The sequence below is a fragment of the Burkholderia sp. AU45388 genome, assembly GCF_030481585.1.
GTDB lineage: Bacteria > Pseudomonadota > Gammaproteobacteria > Burkholderiales > Burkholderiaceae > Burkholderia > Burkholderia sola.
In genome coordinates, this window is record NZ_JAUJPV010000014.1 from 129,971 (window position 1) to 146,563 (window position 16,593).

24 protein-coding genes and 1 tRNA gene are annotated in these 16,593 nt (G+C 64.1%); 7 read left to right on the forward strand and 18 right to left on the reverse strand.

Annotation, left to right across the window (positions count from 1 at the left end; translation table 11 throughout):
- Positions 1-86 precede the first annotated feature (86 nt).
- The 4 genes from fdhE (at position 87) to QZM72_RS21910 (ending at position 4,581) form a co-directional block, all read left to right on the forward strand.
- The gene (fdhE, locus tag QZM72_RS21895; RefSeq protein WP_179233486.1) at positions 87-1,022 is read left to right on the forward strand and encodes a formate dehydrogenase accessory protein FdhE; all 936 of its coding nucleotides are present in this window, start codon (positions 87-89) and stop codon (positions 1,020-1,022) included.
- Positions 1,023-1,094: 72 nt separating this feature from the next.
- On the forward strand, positions 1,095-2,534 hold the full coding sequence (gene selA / locus QZM72_RS21900) for an L-seryl-tRNA(Sec) selenium transferase (RefSeq protein WP_089469402.1): 1,440 nt from the start codon (positions 1,095-1,097) through the stop codon (positions 2,532-2,534).
- On the forward strand, positions 2,531-4,453 hold the full coding sequence (selB, locus tag QZM72_RS21905) for a selenocysteine-specific translation elongation factor (RefSeq protein WP_089469403.1): 1,923 nt from the start codon (positions 2,531-2,533) through the stop codon (positions 4,451-4,453). The genes selA and selB overlap by 4 nt, the downstream gene beginning before the upstream one ends.
- 32 nt (positions 4,454-4,485) lie before the next feature.
- A tRNA-Sec gene (locus QZM72_RS21910) sits at positions 4,486-4,581 on the forward strand.
- Between the two features lie 88 nt (positions 4,582-4,669).
- On the opposite strand, the gene QZM72_RS21915 is transcribed toward QZM72_RS21910, so the two are convergent.
- The 18 genes from QZM72_RS21915 to QZM72_RS22000 all read right to left on the reverse strand — a co-directional run bounded on the left by QZM72_RS21915 (position 4,670) and on the right by QZM72_RS22000 (position 15,509).
- On the reverse strand, positions 4,670-5,659 hold the full coding sequence (locus tag QZM72_RS21915; RefSeq protein ID WP_301739172.1) for a site-specific integrase: 990 nt from the start codon (positions 5,657-5,659) through the stop codon (positions 4,670-4,672).
- Between the two features lie 153 nt (positions 5,660-5,812).
- Positions 5,813-6,529: a hypothetical protein gene (locus tag QZM72_RS21920; protein WP_301739173.1), complete on the reverse strand. Its 717-nt coding sequence runs from the start codon at positions 6,527-6,529 to the stop codon at positions 5,813-5,815.
- Positions 6,526-6,897 carry a hypothetical protein gene (locus tag QZM72_RS21925; protein ID WP_059496016.1) on the reverse strand — a complete coding sequence of 124 codons (372 nt, stop codon included), beginning with the start codon at positions 6,895-6,897 and terminating at the stop codon, positions 6,526-6,528. The genes QZM72_RS21920 and QZM72_RS21925 overlap by 4 nt, the downstream gene beginning before the upstream one ends.
- Positions 6,894-7,244, reverse strand: a complete 351-nt coding sequence (locus tag QZM72_RS21930) for a hypothetical protein (protein WP_226211416.1) — start codon at positions 7,242-7,244, stop codon at positions 6,894-6,896. Before QZM72_RS21930 ends, QZM72_RS21925 begins: the two co-directional genes overlap by 4 nt.
- A complete protein-coding gene (locus QZM72_RS21935; RefSeq protein ID WP_301739174.1) occupies positions 7,241-8,425 on the reverse strand; it encodes a hypothetical protein in 1,185 nt (394 codons plus the stop codon). Before QZM72_RS21935 ends, QZM72_RS21930 begins: the two co-directional genes overlap by 4 nt.
- A gap of 10 nt (positions 8,426-8,435) precedes the next feature.
- Complete coding sequence (locus tag QZM72_RS21940) at positions 8,436-9,764, reverse strand: RNA-directed DNA polymerase (protein ID WP_366918787.1); 1,329 nt, start codon at positions 9,762-9,764, stop codon at positions 8,436-8,438.
- A complete protein-coding gene (locus QZM72_RS21945) occupies positions 9,757-10,134 on the reverse strand; it encodes a four helix bundle protein (RefSeq protein WP_059704639.1) in 378 nt (125 codons plus the stop codon). The genes QZM72_RS21940 and QZM72_RS21945 overlap by 8 nt, the downstream gene beginning before the upstream one ends.
- Positions 10,135-10,148: 14 nt before the next feature.
- Positions 10,149-10,613 (reverse strand): DUF1566 domain-containing protein, encoded by a 465-nt coding sequence (locus tag QZM72_RS21950; protein ID WP_301739175.1) that lies wholly within the window; start codon positions 10,611-10,613, stop codon positions 10,149-10,151.
- A 30-nt stretch (positions 10,614-10,643) separates the two neighbouring features.
- Complete coding sequence (locus QZM72_RS21955; RefSeq protein WP_301739176.1) at positions 10,644-10,994, reverse strand: DUF1566 domain-containing protein; 351 nt, start codon at positions 10,992-10,994, stop codon at positions 10,644-10,646.
- A gap of 188 nt (positions 10,995-11,182) precedes the next feature.
- A complete protein-coding gene (locus QZM72_RS21960; protein ID WP_176322496.1) occupies positions 11,183-12,040 on the reverse strand; it encodes a DUF2303 family protein in 858 nt (285 codons plus the stop codon).
- Positions 12,041-12,073: 33 nt separating this feature from the next.
- The gene (locus QZM72_RS21965; RefSeq protein WP_060163214.1) at positions 12,074-12,418 is read right to left on the reverse strand and encodes a hypothetical protein; all 345 of its coding nucleotides are present in this window, start codon (positions 12,416-12,418) and stop codon (positions 12,074-12,076) included.
- Between the two features lie 28 nt (positions 12,419-12,446).
- A complete protein-coding gene (locus QZM72_RS21970; RefSeq protein ID WP_301739177.1) occupies positions 12,447-12,656 on the reverse strand; it encodes a hypothetical protein in 210 nt (69 codons plus the stop codon).
- Between the two features lies 1 nt (position 12,657).
- On the reverse strand, positions 12,658-12,831 hold the full coding sequence (locus QZM72_RS21975) for a hypothetical protein (RefSeq protein WP_301739178.1): 174 nt from the start codon (positions 12,829-12,831) through the stop codon (positions 12,658-12,660).
- 1 nt (position 12,832) lies between these two features.
- Entirely contained in the window at positions 12,833-12,967 is a 135-nt protein-coding gene (locus tag QZM72_RS21980; RefSeq protein WP_257737048.1) for a hypothetical protein, read from the reverse strand.
- On the reverse strand, positions 12,964-13,119 hold the full coding sequence (locus QZM72_RS21985) for a hypothetical protein (protein WP_175681177.1): 156 nt from the start codon (positions 13,117-13,119) through the stop codon (positions 12,964-12,966). The genes QZM72_RS21980 and QZM72_RS21985 overlap by 4 nt, the downstream gene beginning before the upstream one ends.
- 524 nt (positions 13,120-13,643) lie before the next feature.
- The gene (locus QZM72_RS21990) at positions 13,644-13,820 is read right to left on the reverse strand and encodes a hypothetical protein (protein ID WP_301739179.1); all 177 of its coding nucleotides are present in this window, start codon (positions 13,818-13,820) and stop codon (positions 13,644-13,646) included.
- A 224-nt stretch (positions 13,821-14,044) separates the two neighbouring features.
- Positions 14,045-14,707, reverse strand: a complete 663-nt coding sequence (locus QZM72_RS21995) for a hypothetical protein (protein ID WP_301739180.1) — start codon at positions 14,705-14,707, stop codon at positions 14,045-14,047.
- A gap of 34 nt (positions 14,708-14,741) precedes the next feature.
- Positions 14,742-15,509, reverse strand: a complete 768-nt coding sequence (locus QZM72_RS22000) for a S24 family peptidase (protein WP_301739181.1) — start codon at positions 15,507-15,509, stop codon at positions 14,742-14,744.
- Positions 15,510-15,523: 14 nt separating this feature from the next.
- Here QZM72_RS22000 and QZM72_RS22005 point away from each other — a divergent pair, with 14 nt between their 5' ends.
- The 3 genes from QZM72_RS22005 (at position 15,524) to QZM72_RS22015 (ending at position 16,592) form a co-directional block, all read left to right on the forward strand.
- Entirely contained in the window at positions 15,524-15,802 is a 279-nt protein-coding gene (locus tag QZM72_RS22005) for a hypothetical protein (protein ID WP_301739182.1), read from the forward strand.
- Between the two features lie 86 nt (positions 15,803-15,888).
- A complete protein-coding gene (locus QZM72_RS22010) occupies positions 15,889-16,197 on the forward strand; it encodes a DNA-binding protein (protein WP_301739183.1) in 309 nt (102 codons plus the stop codon).
- A 95-nt stretch (positions 16,198-16,292) separates the two neighbouring features.
- Entirely contained in the window at positions 16,293-16,592 is a 300-nt protein-coding gene (locus QZM72_RS22015; protein ID WP_301739184.1) for a hypothetical protein, read from the forward strand.
- Position 16,593 lies beyond the last annotated feature (1 nt).

A 16,593-nucleotide genomic window follows, 5' to 3' on the forward strand; every position in this document is an offset into this window, starting at 1 on the left:
CCGATTGCGGCGTATCGTTCTGCCAACCGCAGGAATCGCCCGAAAGCGCCGATTCGTCGGCGCTTGTTTTTTTGGAAGATATTTTCGTGACACAACGCATTCTGGAGCCGACCGAGATCTCGGCACTCGATCATTCGGCCATTCCGCGCTTTCGCCTGCCGGAGCGCGCGACCGCGTTCGCGGCGCGCGCCGCGCGGCTGCGCAAGCTGGCCGACCTGAACCCGATCAGCGGCTACCTGCGGCTGATGGCCACCGTCGCCGAGGCGCAGCACGCGACGCTGCAGACGCTGGAGTTGCCGCTGCCGTCGAAGGAAGCAATCGCACGCGCCCAGGAACATTCGATGCCGCTCGTGCCGGCGCTCGACGGCGAGCGCGATTCGCGCTGGCGCGCCGTGCTGTATGAACTGCTCGACCGCGTCGAAAGCGCCGGGCTCGTCAATCCGCAGTTGGCGAAGCTGCTCGACCGGTTGCGCCTGATGGCGCCGGCCGAACTCGACGCGCAAGCCGACGCGATCCTCGCGCTGCGCTTCGCCGAGGTCGACCCGGCCACCGCGCCGTTCCTGATGGCCGCGCTGCAGGTCGTGTGGACGGACCTCGCGAGCCGCGTGACGCCGACCGACGTTCCGTATCTCGACCAGCCGGGGCTGTGCCCGGTGTGCGGCACGCATCCGGTCGCGAGCGTCGTGCGGGTCGGCGGCCAGTATCAGGGCTACCGTTTCCTGCAATGCGGGCTGTGCACGACCGAGTGGCACATGGTGCGCACCAAGTGCTCGCACTGCGATTCGACGAAGGGCATCGCGTATCACGGGATCGAAGGCGGCAGCGAAGCCGTCAAGGCCGAATCGTGCGACGAATGCAAGACCTATCGCAAGATCGGCTATCAGGAGAAGGACTACGAGTTCGAGCCGCTGGCGGACGATCTCGCGAGCCTCACGCTCGACCTGCTGATGAACGAGGCTGGCTACCAGCGCAGTTCGCCGAACCCGTTGCTGTGGCCGGACGTGTCGCGGGAAGCGGACTGACGCTACGGGCCTGGGCGGTGCGCGAGCGTCGGCCCGGCCGACTGCGAAGCATGAGACTGGAGCGATAACGACGTGACCGAACCGGGTGTGAATGAACTGAATGCCGTGCTGGCGCGTGTGCCGTCGGTCGAGCGCGTGCTGTCGTCGGCGCCGCTGCAGCCGCTCGTCGCCGACTATGGCCGCACGCGCGTGCTGAATGCCGTGCGGGCCGAACTGGAACGCTGGCGCACGGCCGCGCAGCATGATCCCGCCGCGGCCGAGCCGCTCGACGAGCCGCGCATCGCCGCTGCCGTCTCGCATACGTTGGCCGCGCAGAGCGCGGGCGCGGTGCGCGCCGTGTTCAACCTGACCGGCACCGTGCTGCACACGAACCTCGGGCGCGCGCTGCTGCCCGACGAGGCGGTGCGCGCGGTCGTCGACGTGCTCACGCGGCCCGTCAATCTCGAGTTCGATCTCGCCACCGGTCGCCGCGGCGATCGCGACGACCTGATCGACGCTCTGCTGTGCGAACTGACGGGCGCGGAAGCGGCGACCGTCGTCAACAACAATGCGGCGGCCGTGCTGCTGACGCTGTCGGCGCTCGCGACGAAACGGGAAGTCGTCGTATCGCGCGGCGAACTGGTCGAGATCGGCGGGGCATTCCGCATTCCCGACATCATGAGCCGCGCCGGCGCGAAGCTGCGCGAGGTCGGCACGACCAACCGCACGCATCTGCGCGACTACGCGAATGCGATCGGCCCGCGCACGGCGCTGCTGATGAAGGTGCACTGCAGCAACTACGCGATCAGCGGCTTCACGAAGGAGGCGACGCTCGCCGAACTCGCGCCGCTCGCGCGCGAGCACGGCGTGCCGGTCGCCGTCGATCTCGGTAGCGGCACGCTGGCCGACCTGTCTCAATGGGGCCTGCCGCACGAGACCACCGTGCAGGAAACCGTCGCCGCCGGCGCAAACGTTGTCACGTTCAGCGGCGACAAGCTGCTCGGTGGCCCGCAGGCCGGCCTGATCGTCGGCGATCGTGCGCTCATCGCGAAGATCAAGAAGCATCCGCTCAAGCGCGCGCTGCGCGTCGGCAAGCTGACGCTCGCGGCGCTCGAACCGGTGCTGCGCCTGTATCAGTCGCCCGAATTCCTGCGCGACCGGCTCACGACCCTGCGCCTGCTGACGCGTCCGCAGCGCGAGATCGCCGAGGCGGCCGAACGCGTGCGCCCGGCGTTGCAGGCTGCGTTCGGCAGCGGTTTCGACGTGAGCGTCGAGCCGATGTTCAGCCAGATCGGCAGCGGCGCGCTGCCGGTCGACCAGTTGCCGAGCGCGGGGCTCGTGGTGCGCTCGGCGGACGGCAAGCGCAACGGTCGCGCGCTCGCGCAGCTCGAGAAGCGGCTGCGCGAATGGCCGCGCCCGGTGATCGGCCGCATCGCCGACAACGCGTTGCGGCTCGACCTGCGCTGCCTCGAAGCGGCCGACGAAGCGGCGTTCGTCGCGCAATGCGTGCCGCTCGCGGGGCCCGCCGCATGATCGTCGGGACCGCGGGGCACATCGACCACGGCAAGACCACGCTCGTGCGCGCGCTGACGGGCGTCGACACCGATCGCCTGAAGGAAGAGAAGGCGCGCGGCATCTCGATCGAGCTCGGCTATGCGTATACGCCGCTCGACAACGGCGACGTGCTCGGCCTGATCGACGTGCCGGGCCACGAAAAACTGATTCACACGATGGCGGCCGGCGCGTGCGGGATCGACTTCGCGCTGCTCGTGATTGCCGCCGACGACGGCGTGATGCCGCAGACGCGCGAGCATCTCGCGATCCTGCAACTGCTCGGCGTCACGCATGGCGCCGTCGCGCTGACGAAATGCGATCGCGTCGATGCCGCGCGCGTCGCCGAGGTGCGCGACGAGATCGCCGCGTGGCTGCACGACTCGACGCTGGCCGGCGTGCCGATTGTCGAAACGCGTGCGACCGTTGCAGACGATCCGGGCGTCGCCGCGTTGAAGCAGCACCTCGCCGACGCGGCGATCGCATGGCGCGCGCGTCGCGACGACGGGCTGTTCCGGCTCGCGGTCGATCGCGTGTTTACGCTTGCCGGGCAGGGCACCGTCGTGACGGGTACCGCGTTCGCGGGCCGCGTCGCGACGGGCGACACGCTCGCGATCGTGCGCACGGGCGGCGCGGCCCGCGTGCGCAGCATTCATGCGCAGAACCGGCCGGTCGAGGCCGGCCGCGCGGGCGAGCGTTGCGCGCTGAACCTGGCCGGCGTCGACAAGGCCGACGTCGAGCGTGGCGACACCGTCGCCGACGCGCGGCTCGTCGCGACGTCGCCGCGCCTGGACGTCGAGCTGACGTTGCTCGCGGACGCGGGGCTGACGCTGACCCACTGGGCGCCGTTGCATGTGCATCTCGGCACGCTGCATCGTGTGGCCCACGTCGCGCTGCTCGACGGCGACACGCTCGCGGCCGGCCAGCGGATGCGCGTGCAACTGGTGTTCGACGAGCCGGTGTTCGCGCTGCCGGGCGACCGCTTCATCGTCCGCAATCCGCAGGCGACGCGCACCGTCGGCGGCGGCCGGGTGCTCGATCCGTTCGGGCCGGCCCGCAAGCGCCGCACGCCCGCGCGTCGCGCGTGGCTCGATGCGCTCGCGGCGTGGCTCGACGAAGGGCGCGTCGATGCGTTGCTCGCGCAGGCCCCGCTCGGCATTGCGCGCGCGACGCTCACGCATCTGACGGGGTTCGCGCCGAATGTGCTGGCGTTGCCCGGCGATGCGCTGGCGATCGGGCAACGCGATGCCGCGTCGAACGAAGGCGCGGTGATTTCGCATGCGCACTGGCGTGCGTTGCAGACGCGGGCGGTCGATACGCTGCATGCGTATCACGAGCGCATGCCCGACGAGCAGGGGCTCGACGCCGCACGCTTGCGGCGGATGGCCGCGCCGCTCGCTGGCGATGCGCTGTGGCGCGCGCTCGTCGACGCGCTGGTGTCCGGCGGCGAAGTCGTGCGCAGCGGGCCGTGGTTGCATCTGCCGTCGCATTCGGTGAGTCTCGATCCGCGCGAGGAAGCGCTGGCGCGGCAACTGCTGCCGCTGATTCACGCGGGGCGCTTCGATCCGCCGTGGGTGCGCGACCTGGCACGCGATACGGGCACGGCCGAGGACGCGGTGCGCGCGCTGCTGCGCAAGCTCGCACGGCGCGGCGACGTGCAGCAGGTCGTGCGCGACCTGTTCTATCATGCGGACGTCGCGCGCGAGCTGGCGGAACTGGTTGCGCATCTCGCGCCGTCGCGCGGCGGGCTCGATGCGGCGACGTTCCGCGACGCGACGGGGCTCGGTCGCAAGCGCGCGATCCAGATTCTCGAGTTCTTCGATCGGGTTGGGTATACTCGCTTCCACCGCGATCTTCACTACCTGCGGCCTGACAGCGGTTGGGCGGGTATTCAGGCGTAGGCGCTCGTCGTTCTTCGGTTTCTTTTTCCCACGGAAGGCATTCGTATCCGGTGGTACGGCTGGACTTCAAATCCAGTTGGGGGTGTCGGACACTCCCGGGTAGGTTCGACTCCTGCTGCCTTCCGCCACAAGGGTTTCTGGCGTTTCGCGATGTTCCAAACGGAGCCTCGAAACGCCCGAGGGTGTGGGTTTTTCTGCCCGATCCCTGTAACCGGGCTAGGATCGCCCGATCTTCTTGACGGCTTCCGCGAGCCGATCGGTCACCAGGTGAGCGTACCGCTTGGTCGACGTCGTCGTTTTGTGACCCAGCACCCCAGCGACCGTGTAGAGGTCGATTCCGGCGTTGATCATTTCCGATGCGGCGCTATGGCGGAGGTCGTGAAACCGCACCCCCAGGTGGCCCGACTTCCGTCGAGCCTTGATCCACTCGTCTTTGATCTTCCATGCCGGCTCGCTAAATTTCACGCTCCGGGCAATAACGGCGATCCGTGGATGAATCGGAATTAGCCGCGGCCGACCATTTTTCGTCGTGCCGAGAGAGAACCCGTCCTTGGTCGGGACCGCGCGCAGAATTTCGCTCATCCGCATCCCGGAGTAAAACGCGGTTCGGATGGCGGCTCGCGTTTGTCGATGTGAGCAAGCTTTCGCGATTTCCAACATTTCGCGACGACCCTTATAGACATGGCGTTCATCGCTCTGCTTCGGGATGACCATCTTTGCCGTCTGGTCGTACTCGAGCTTGCCAATCTTGTGCGCATATTTGATCGCCGCGCGAAGATAGCCGAGTGTGTTGTGAATAGTTCCGTCGGAGCTCGGTTTCTTGGGGTGCCCTTGTCGGTCGACCTTCGCCCGCATGAAACCGGCGAACCGAATCGACCAGTCGTACAGCTCGAGCGCGTCCTGATCCTGGTACTCGGCCGCGTACTTTGTCAGAACCTGCAGGCGCCCCTTGCGGTCCTTCCATTCGGAACCCTTGTCCGTGACGTGGATCCGGACGCACTCGCCAATCGTGACGATCGGCTTTCGCGCGCCCGTGGCGATGGCGTACACCTCCGCGTCCCATTGACGGCCTAACTCGTCAGCCTCGCGCGCAGAAAGTCCTGCAGGGATGAGCTTTGTTTTTCGGATACGCGTGCCTTCAATGACGCGCTCGAACGTCCAGCGGAAACGCCTACGTCCATTTTTTGTGATGGTTTCGATTGGCATGATGCGAGGAATCGATATAGCGAATCGAGGTCGTACACGTACGTTTTGTGGCCTAGACGGAACCGCTGAATGACGGTGCAGGCTCGATCGATTCGACTGATGTTTTGATATGGCACGCCGAGAATCGCTGCCGCTTCTTTTGCGCTGACGCGCTTACCGCTTTTCAGGTCCATCAATCCTCCGGAACTGAATGACCCACACCCAGGGGTTTGCATCCCAGCCGTGGCCGCGCGCGGCGTTGAGGCTGTCCCACAGGTCATGGAAGGCGCGGATGCTTGGCGGCCGGCAGGCGCCGGCGCAGTAGCCGCGCATGTGGTGTTCTTCGATCGTCACGCCTTCGGCGCGCGCGTCGGACTCGCTGATGGCCTGCAGGCGCTCGGCGTGCACGCGCGTGATTTCCAGTGTGATGCGCGACGCCCAGCGAGGCATATGCATTGAAGCGCGAGCGCGGCCGGCTGTTACCTCGTGTCCCGGCGGAGTGCCAACCCATCGCCAGTCCCGTTCCGCGCCGTCGACTTCATAGCGCACCGGCGCCCATGGCGTCCGGTATCCGGCGTCCAGGCAACGCTCGCCAACGCGTGTCGGACTATCTCCGTCGAAATCACTGGTGAGGCGGAATGCCTCGCGCACCCACAGGCGATCGCCGGGTTTGCCGTAAGGGCAGCGGATATGTTCGCTGATCACGCGTTCGGCGCGGCACCACGCCCATTCGCCGGTCGGTTCGTCAGTGCCGCGCGCTTCCTCTCTGCCGCGAAACTGGAAGATGTGATGCGCGCCGGTAGGCTTCACGATGCGCCGCGTCTGCGTCTTGCGGCCTTCGAGGATGGCGCGCACCATCGGGCCGCTGAATAGGATCGGGCGCTCTTTCATGCTGATACCTCGAACAAGGCGAGCTGAGCCGGCGCAGCAGCGCGACGCGGCAAGACCGCGCGGAGCCGCTGGCGGTACGCGACGTGCGGCGGAACGTGGCCGGGCAGCAGGCTCAGATGGCCGAAATTCATGCCAGGGCGAAAGGACTGGACGTGCACGAACGCGAACGCCGGGGCGATACGGCACAGTTCGGGCTGCCAGTCGGGCATGCAAGCGCGCCAGTACTTTGTCAGGCGTTCGCGCTCGGCGAGCTTGTCGACGGGTGCGTGGTAGTTGCGCCGCCGGGCCCGAACGCGCTCGATGCGCTCGGCGGCCTCGAACGTAGTTTCTCCGGCCAGCAGCATTGCAGCGGTGACGATCTGCTTCATCGCCGCACCATCATGCAAAGGTCGGCGCGTCGCCGGATCTCGTCGTCGTAGCCGTTGAGGGTGCCGGACATGACGTCGTACATGCGGCGGCCGGCGGGGATGCCGACGTACTTTTCCGGCTGCGAGCCTGCCGGTGCTTCGCCGGCGATGCGATAGTTGCAATCGCGCACTCGTAGCGAGCGCACGCGCACCACCGTGCCGTCGTCGGCCATCTGCTCGAGCACGGGCCGCAGTGTGGCAGCCACCGTGCCGAAGCGCTTGGCGAGATCAGACGGCGAGTAGACCTCGCCATGGGTCATAGCGGCGAGGACCTGGTGAGCTTCGGGGCTGCGGGCGGCGCGCGTCATGATGCTTCTCCTGCGCGGGCGGCGTCAAAAGGCGCGGCCGGCAGCGGCATCCAGTGCGTGGGTGGATTGTCGCGAAGATAAGGAATCGTCCAGTCGACAAGCCACGCTGCGGCGCGCACGCGAGGACGTGTCTTTCCAAGCAGCGTGACCTCATCGGCGAACAGCAACACAACCTCGGTTCCGTCCTTCGGCACAGTCTCGATCGGCTGCCAGTCCGTCACCTCGGCGCGCGGCTCCGGCAGCGGTGTTGTAAGAAGGGCGCGGAGCGCTTCTGCATCTGAATCTCGATCAGACATGTCCGCGTAGTCGATTGCCCGTTGGATCGCCTCGCGCTGCTCGTCCGTCAGCCCGACCCGAGCGTCCGCCGGCGAGGGTGCGGGTGCGGCCGGAACAGCCGTCGATCCGTCGATGAAGATCGCGCCTTCTTCCGGATATTCGGTGCACCAGCAATACATCCCCTTGCCGGTGTAGCCTTCGCCGTACTGAATCGTCACTTCGCTTTCGAGCTGATCGGCATCGCGATCCGGCGCAATGAAGTCGAGTGCTTCGAGCAACTGCGCGCCCGACAGCGTGAGCGAGTCACCGCTGAACGTGATGGTGTCGTTGACGCTCGGCTTGTCGAGCGGCGCTGCTGCGGGTTGCGAAGGCGCAAGAGCAATCCGATGCTCGCAATCGCTCTCGGACATTGAAGTCGGGAATTCCCTATTGTTCGATGGAGATGGGGATTTAATAATGTCGCCGGTGGGGCAATTCGCTTGTATCCACCGGCCTCTTGCCTCGCTCCCTCCCTCGGGAGCGGGGCTTTTTTCTGGCTGCTCGACACGGGATGTGGCGGCCGGATGCGGCGGCAGATTCAGGACCGTGCCGACTGGGAAATACTCGTGCGGTAGCATTCGAGCGAATTCCGGATTGCATGCGAGGATGTGCCGCCACTCCATTTCGTTGCCGCACTGGCGCAACGCGATGCCCATGACGGACTCGGCGGGTTGCGTGGTGTACGTGCGCGGCTGCTGCGCTGTTGTTTCGCTCGCCTGTTCGGTAGCGGGGCTCCCACGTCGGCAAAGGTTCTCGCTCGGCGTGCCGTTAACTATTTCGGACAGCGCTCGTGCCTCGGATGCTGATCTTTTTTCTTGCCCGCTCTCCATTTGGTTGAGCGGGCCTTTTTCGTTGTCGGTGGTCATGGTGTGGTCCTCAGAAGGTCTTCGTGAGATTGCGATCGACGGCCTTCCCAAGAGATCTCAGGAGGTTCGCGACCCGGGCACGATCGTGATGGCTCGCAGTTGCCTGGCGCAGCAGGCCGAAATACGAATTGGCGACTGGCATCAGGTCGTGCGTTGGCGTTTCTGCGACACGGCGCAATGCTTCATTGCGCGTTCGCTTCCGCGTCTCGCGGCGCCAGGGCTTGATGACCTGGCCGACGAAGTCGACTCCGCGGTCGATGGGCTGCAAGATCGTCTTGCGCGGATTGATTCGGGCGCCGAGCCGGGCGGGCAGGAATGCCGTCACGTCGGCGAGGATCTCGTTCAGTCTCGCCGGCGATTCGTGTAGGAACACGAAGTCGTCGACGTAGCGGATGTAGTGCCTTGCGCCGAGCAGATGCTTCGCGCGCTGGTCGAGCACGTCGAGGTAGACGTTCGCGAAGAACTGGCTCGACAGGTTGCCGATCGGCAGGCCGAGGCGCGACGGCTGCTCGACCAGGCGCTTGTGCAGCGGCACGCGCTCGAGAAGCGCGGGATCGCCGCGGTAGATGTAGTCGGTGCGCGGGTCGTGCATGAGCACGAGCTCGGTCAGCGTGCGCCAGAATGGCTCGCGGATCTTCGGGAGCAGCAGATCGAGCAGAACCGGCTTGTCGATGCTGACGAAGAAGTTCGCGAGATCGCACTTCAGGTAGTACGCCGGCCGCGACCAGTTCTGCGTGATCGAGCGGATCTTCGATTCGAGGCGCTCGGCAGCGCGCAGCGTGCCGCGCCCCTTGATGCATGCGAACGTGTCAGCGATGAAGGCGCGCTCGAAACGCGGGCCGATGCGGTTGTACAGCAGGTGGTGCACGACACGGTCGCGGAACTCCGCCGCCCAAACCTCGCGCGGCTTCGGGCGCGTGATGACGAAGCAGATCGAGCGTCCGGGATGATAGGTGCCATCGGCCAGCTCGTCGTACAGGCGGCGCAGGTTGTGCTCGAGGTCGACCTCGAACGCGAGCGCCGCCGGGGTGTTGCGCTTCGTGCGCCGGCAGTCGAGGTAGGCCTCGACCAGCTCGGCGAACGCGAATCCATCATTCCAATCTGCGGACGGCCCGGGCGCGCAGCTTGTTGTTCTGTTGGTTGTTGTTCTGGTTGCCGTTGTTGAAGTTCTGATACCAGGCCCAGCCGGAGAAATCGTGCTATCTACGTCGCCCGGCCGATTGCTCAGCCGGGAAACTGCGCTGGACGCCGCCGCACGCTGGCGGCGCGTTTCCTCATTGCGCATGGCGGTGCCCTTGTGGGGCAGCGGCACGACCAGATTGAAAGATCGCTCAGCCATGGAAGCCGTGACCTCCCTGGAGCGGGCGATTACCTGCGGACTTCTTCCATGCGTTGGCCTGCTTCCCGATGCTCGTCGTCAGCTCGACAGCGCGCGCGTACGCGCCCTTGTCGACCTTTCGCTTGTTGAAGCCGAGCCGCAGCAGCAGGTTGATCACCTGCAGCCGCTCGATGAGTTCGCCGAGGTGCGGCGACTTGTCGGCCGCCACGTTCGCGCGATACACCAGCACGATGATCTCGATGCACTCGGCGCTGATCTTCTCGCCGACCGACCGCTTGAAGTCCCGCTGCATGTTCGTGACGACGTCCGTCACAACATCCAGCAGGCCTTCGGCGGCACGGTAAATCGGAAGTTGGGTATGCAGGGCCACGATGGTCTAAATGGTCAAATTACTGAAGGAATGAATCTGCGGACGGCCCGGGCGCGCAGCTTGAAGTCCTGATGGCCGCCGTTCTGGTCGCCGCCGTAGAAGTCCTGACACCAGGCCCAGCCGGATTCCTCTTCGTGCTGCTCGCCTGACCAGTACCAGGCCGATTCGAACTCGCCCTGCAGGTTCGTAAAGAGCAGCGACTGCTCGCGGCGCGAGGGGAGTTCGCCACCTTGCTGCTCGGCCCATTCGCGCGCCTGGTCCCACGTCATGCTCTCGGCTTCGCCGGGCAGCAGGATCAGGTAGTGGCTCAGCGCGCCGTCCTCGTCGAGGATCGGGCCGGCGCAGCGCTCGCCGGCGGCGAGCGGGATCGTGACCGCGTCGACGCGATACTCGGTCGCGCGCGGCTGCTTCTTGAACTCCTCGATCAGGGCTCCGATGCGCGTATGCTCGGCCTGAATCGATTCAAGCGTGATCGTCATTGCGACGCTCCGTTGTGAATGGATGAAGGGTTAAATCGGCAATCTGCGGACGGCCCGGGCGCGCAGCTCGTCGTCCTGAAGGTCGCTGCCCTGGCCGCCGGAGTCGAAGTCCTGACACCAGGCCCAGCGATCACCATCGGCTTCATTGCTCCAGTACCAGTCGCGCTCGAATGCATCGCGGCAATTCGCGAACAGAAGCGCCTGCTCGACGCGCGTCGGCAGGTCACCGCCGCGCGACTTGGCCCATTCCATCTGCGCTTGCCACGGCGCGCGATTGTTCTCGCCGGGCAGCAGGACGGTGTGCACGACGTCGCCATGCGCATTGACGATGCCGCACAGGTAGATCTCGCCTTCGGCGAGGGGAGGAATCTGGATCTGCATGGTTTCTCCTGGTTGTACTCAAATCGACCAACTACATCGGTGGGCGCTCGGCTAGCATGTGGCAGCTGGTTGCATGAAATCGCCGCGCTGCAGTACGTGTTGGCGTTGTGACGGCGCCCACCCGTCACTCCGAGCACCCACCGTTGAAGCCGGTGGCGCGGCGGCGCGCGGCCGCCGCGTAGGGAGGTTTATTCGCCGGCGAACGGCGTGCCGAAGAAGAACGGATTCCCGGTCTTTTCCTTGATCGTGTTGACGATGGTCGTGGCGGCCGCCTCGAGCACCTTGTCGGCGCGGATTAGCTCGAACCAGAACGCGAGCTTGCCGTCGCGCACGCGGTAGCGCAGGCGCGCGTCGATCTGGTAGGCGTCGCCGTTCCAGAACACCGGCACGCCGATCGCGAAGCGCTCGAATACGGACATCTTCTGCAGCGTCTGCGCGTCGTCGTCCTGGACGAACGACAGGTTGACGCCGCCGTTCGACAGACGGACCGCGCTCTTGAACCGCATGTCCTGCGTCGCTTCGAACGACAGGGCCATTTCGAGCATCGCCGAGCCGCTCGGCAGCCCGGCACCGTCCGGGCTCGCGATGTCCTTCAGGTTGTCCTCGATGAACGCAGCGAATTCCGTCTGGCTCATCTGCTTCCGATTGACGCCCGTCCAGCGGCGCCACTCCTCGCTGAACTCCGGCGAGAACAGCGCGCGGTGATCGCGCCAGGCCGGCGCATTCTCGTCCGCGCCGTGGTCGTTGATGATCCCCGTGAACGAGATCTTGCCCTCCACGTAGTTGGCGAGGCACCAGATCGTGCAGTCGGTCAGCGAGCCGTGACGCTTCACGTATTCGATGAAGCTGTCGACGTCGCGCACGCGCACCTGGGCGATCTTGCGCAGCGGCTTCGGCAGCATCTTCGATTCATCCTTCTCGACGAGCTGCCAGTCCGGCGGCAGTGCGAGGCGGCGCACCGCGGCCGAGGTGTTCGAGCCGATTTCGATCGGCTGCTTCATTTCGCGCGCGAGCGTCTCGGCGAGGTTCTGATTGAGGTCGTCCATGGTTTCTGCAGAGTCCTTGGTGGAGGGAGGGGGTTATGCCGTCTTGAGTTCCGACGGCGGCGCGTCTGAAGCGCCGTCGACGCGCTTCAGGTCGAGCTTCTGTTGACGGGGATCGTCCGCGATCAGGTTGCCGTCCGGCGTCGCGAACAACATGGCTTCCATCGGTTCCTCGGCCGGCTTCTTCATCGTGATCTTTCCGCCGATGTGCATTGCGCCGCCGCGGGTCGCCTTCTTGACGGCGATCGTGATCGTCAAGACGCCACCTTTGCCGCTGGTGTCGACCGCGTTGACGAGTTCGGCAAGCTTGTCGCTCGCCTGGTCGATGAAGACACCGCCGCCGATGTGACGCAGCGTGTCGGTAATGGGTCTGACGCTCATGAAATCTCCTTCGAAGGTTGGTGGCGGGTCAGTCGTTGTCGTTGGCGGCGCGGGACTTCGCGTCGCGGAAGGGGGAAGGTTCGATGGATGCCTCACGGGCGGCGCGCGCTTCTGCGCCGAGCGTGAGGCAACGGCGGATCAGCGGGTTCGTGATCGCGTCGACCGCCGAGCCCGGCACGCGCTGCAGGCGGAATTCGCGCGCGATCATGGCGTCGGTGATGGGAAGCGGGCTGGGCATATCAGTGCACCTCGCCCGAACGCTTGAAATCCATTGCGGCCAGGAACGGCCCCGCGTTCCACAGCCAGAACACCGGGGCGGTCGGGCCGATGTCCCACAGATTCCTGAAGTCGTCCACGACCTCAGCCGCGAAAGCAAGTGCCGGCAGCCCGTGGCCATAATGGGTCGTCACCATGTCATGCACCTCGCACCATGCCGGCCCGCACGCGTGCCGTGTCGGCTTCGTCCCACTGCTGCGCGAGAGCGAGCACCAGGACGACGACGAGCAGTGCCGCGAACGACTTCGCCCAGAAGATCAGGAGCGCCTTCATGCCCACGCTCCCATCAGACGCTCAAGCGGGGGCGCGACGGCGCCGGCGAGCAGGTAGAACGCCGCCAGCGCGACGAGCGGCGCCCAATCGCGCTTTTTGCTGAATACAGGCGATTGTTTGTATTTCCGAAATACAAGCTGGAGGCTGTTCATATCATTCTCCGCGGTTGGTCAGTGCCGGTGGAGCTCGTCGTCATTCATGCGCTTGATCCCGCGAACAAGCGCGATACCAAGCACCACGGCGACGGCTACCACGCCGATCAGAAGCTCTTCCATTTGAGGATTCCTAAATAAGTGTCGAAACATCGAAAATTCGACATCTGAGACCGTGCTCAAAGAAGGGCACTCAACAATGCCCTTCGATCAGCACAGTCGAAACCCTCAAGGGCGCGCACTCGGTGTGGTGCATGCGCTGCGTCGGTAGGTGGATGCGGGAGGATCCGCGACCGAATGCGCGCTCTTGAAAGCTGTGTCTCCCGCGCTTTGAGAATCTGTCATGCGGCGGGTGGGCGGGGCATGTATGCGATAGGGCAGAACCCAGGCAACTTTTATCCCAGCAGTCAGGTTAAAGAACGTCCGCCGGAGCGGCTGCGCCCAATGGCGCGGTCATCATCAGTGCACGCATCACGTGCAGACAGCGGGCCGTTACTCCCCCTTCCTCCCGCCGTTTCGACCTTTCACGCGGTGAGGGCGCTTTCGCTCCACCACGATTCCGTCGCGCGGCCGTCGCCGGCCTTGTAGCGGATGAAATACTGATTCGAGGTGTCGGCGTATTCGGCGCGGCCGATGACTTCACCGGTTTCGCCGCTGGCGGCGATCGTAACCTCGTCGCCCAAACTGAACTTGAATCCCATCTCGTCTCCTTAGGATTGATGGCTGGCCCTTCGCGGGGCGGTGGCGCAGCGGGCGTCGCTGCGTTGGATTGAATTAAACACCATGTTTATGTTTGTGTCAAACGTGATGTTTAATTTTCTTGCCGACCATCGGGTGATGTCAGAGAGGCGAGGAGGGGTAGGGAATAAAAAAGGCCCGCCTGATGCGGGCCTCGGGAGGGAGGGGAAGTGGACAACCGAAACGACTATGCGTCGCCGGGGGCGCACAGCACCCAATGCCTCTGGTAGCCGAAATCGTCTTTATGCCCCCAACACCAACCGGCCGATGTTATTTGCGAATACACCTTCTCGCGCTTGGCGCATGCGCCTCCAGGCTGATCAGGATCGGCGTTGCTATCCCTGCAGCTCTCATTGAGAGTTTCCCACTTTGAGGTCAACTCTTTGACGTCTTGCGGCATAGGGGGAGCGCCGGAGTCGGCGTTAATTTTCGCCTGAGCCTCTCGTGCAGTGGCATCAGCCTCGGATGCGGCTCGTGTCATGTCGGCCTGAAGCTGGCGAATAGCTTGCTGCGCCTTCTCTTGGGCGGCAAACAGAAACGCGCCTTGCTCTGTTTCCCAAGCCAGCTGATTCCCATCTGCGACTATCGATATAGCAATTTGATGGGGTTTCCCCTCCAAATCAATCGTTGCCATCGCTCTGTACTTGTTGCCCGTCTCATGTAGAACGGTAACGTCCTTGACCGACATATGAAATTCCGATAGGTCGCCAGAGCTCAACTTTTGCTGGAGGCCTGATTTCACCGTCGATGCGATTTCATCCTTGCTCAGATGGGTCGATTGGTACCAAAACAGCCCTCCGGCGACCGCAAGCGCAAGAATGCCAACAACCTTCCAACCAGGTCTTTTCATTTTCTATGAGGCCCCGAACAGTGGACGCGCTTGGTCACATGCGCGTTTTAATTTTCCGCGCAGGTACAGGGTGCGCGACGTAGTACATCCACGAAATCTCGTCAGCTTGATAGGTGTAGGTAGCGGCCTCGGCATAGCTTCCGAGCCGGATTCCGCTGCGGCGAGACAGCAATCTTTTGAGCATTGTTTCACCAGTCGCGAGGCGTACTAGAACGTCATCCTCTATTTCAGGCTCAGTTCCGGGCTCAACGAGAGCAAATTCGCCCGGGTTGAATCGAGGTGCCATGGATCCGCCAACAACGGGAGCCAAAAAGGCATGTGGATCGCTGGATGCGATCTCGGCGTATTCATCTGTGGCGCCCACTGGATAATCCCCATCAGTCCAAATTCGCTCCGGCAACCCTCCCTGAGCGCGTCCGATCACGTATACAACGCGAAAGTTTTTTGTATTGACAGGATACTGCAGGAGGGATGGTGGCCGGGTGTCGGCGGTGTCACTGGCCGCGGTTGCCATTTCAGGTCCTGTGCCATCTTCAATCCATGTGGCGCTTATCCCAAATAGCTTCTGGGCCAGGAGGCGCCCTTGCTTTGATACGCCATTTCCCCTGTAAGCCCAATTGTTTATAACCTGCTCGCTCTGATTGAGAGCCTTGGCTAGGTCAGCAAGCCTCTCTATTCGCCTGTCAATCTTGTTGGCAGCGGCGAGCAGGCGCCTAACGGAGTCGTGAACGGGCTTTTCCATAGGCGCAATGGTCGCGCAAGTAAACGTCTTGTTGATAAACGCCGTGTTTGCTTTTTTCATAAACGTGGTGTTTAATGCTCGCCATGAGCAACCCAACTTCATCTTCGATCGAGGCAGACCGCGGGCGCATCGAGCGCCTCGGCGGGTCTGCGGCCGTTGCCCGCTTGATGGGGCTCACGACTCGCGGAGCCGTACAGCGAGTCAACAACTGGAAAACGCGTGGCATCCCCGCCGATGTGAAGCTGGTGTGGCCTGAACTGTTTCTGCATGCGCTTCCCGAGGTTGACAGCACGGATGCTTCCGACGATGTCCAGCCTCCGGCCGGAATGCCGGATCGAAAGGAGGGCGGCTGATCCACTTGTCATGTAAGCAGTCTAGAGAAAGCAGCATTCCGGGGCATTCTCGGATTTTTGAATATCGGGGAACAACGATGAACGCAGTGGCACAACCTATTTCTTTCGCCGGCCCGCGCAGCACGCCAATCGTCGAGCGCCTGTTGCGGGAGGCGATAGCGGACCAGAAAGCGAAGGCCGCGATTCTCGAAGCGACGGGCTGGGATGAGTCGATGCCGTCGAAGATCCTGAAGAATTCCGCCGGCATCACGCTCGAGCACCTGAACACCGTATTCATGGCGCTCGGTCTGGTCGTCACGACCAAGGGCTATATGGACTATCTCGCGCAGGGGAACGTGATCGGCAGCAACTGCCGGTGCGCGCGCGAAGGGTTCGGGGAGTGCGGCGGCCGGTGATCTAGCGGCAGGAACCCCGTCACAAGCGTTTTCGCCTGAAAGCGCTTGTGTCTGGGTTTCGTAGTCCTAAGCGGCTTCTGCCGCAGGAGAGCCGCATGACTGACTTTTTCAGCGCCCGCACCGGGCATCACGTCTCCGAGACGCAGCAAGACAGCTTTCACTCCATTTCAGTGGCGAAACTCTCGGCCACGCAGCAGATGGTGATGGACTGCTTCGATTCGACCGAGGTCCTCCTTACGCGCGAGGACATCTCGGCACGGACGAATCTCAAACTTTCCAGCGTGTGCGGTCGCGTTCGGGCATTGCTCGACGCCGGCCTGCTGGTGAAGCGCGGTACGCGCAAATGCGCCGCGACGGGCAAGTCGCAAGAGCTGCTCGGCCTGCCGGTGGCGTGAT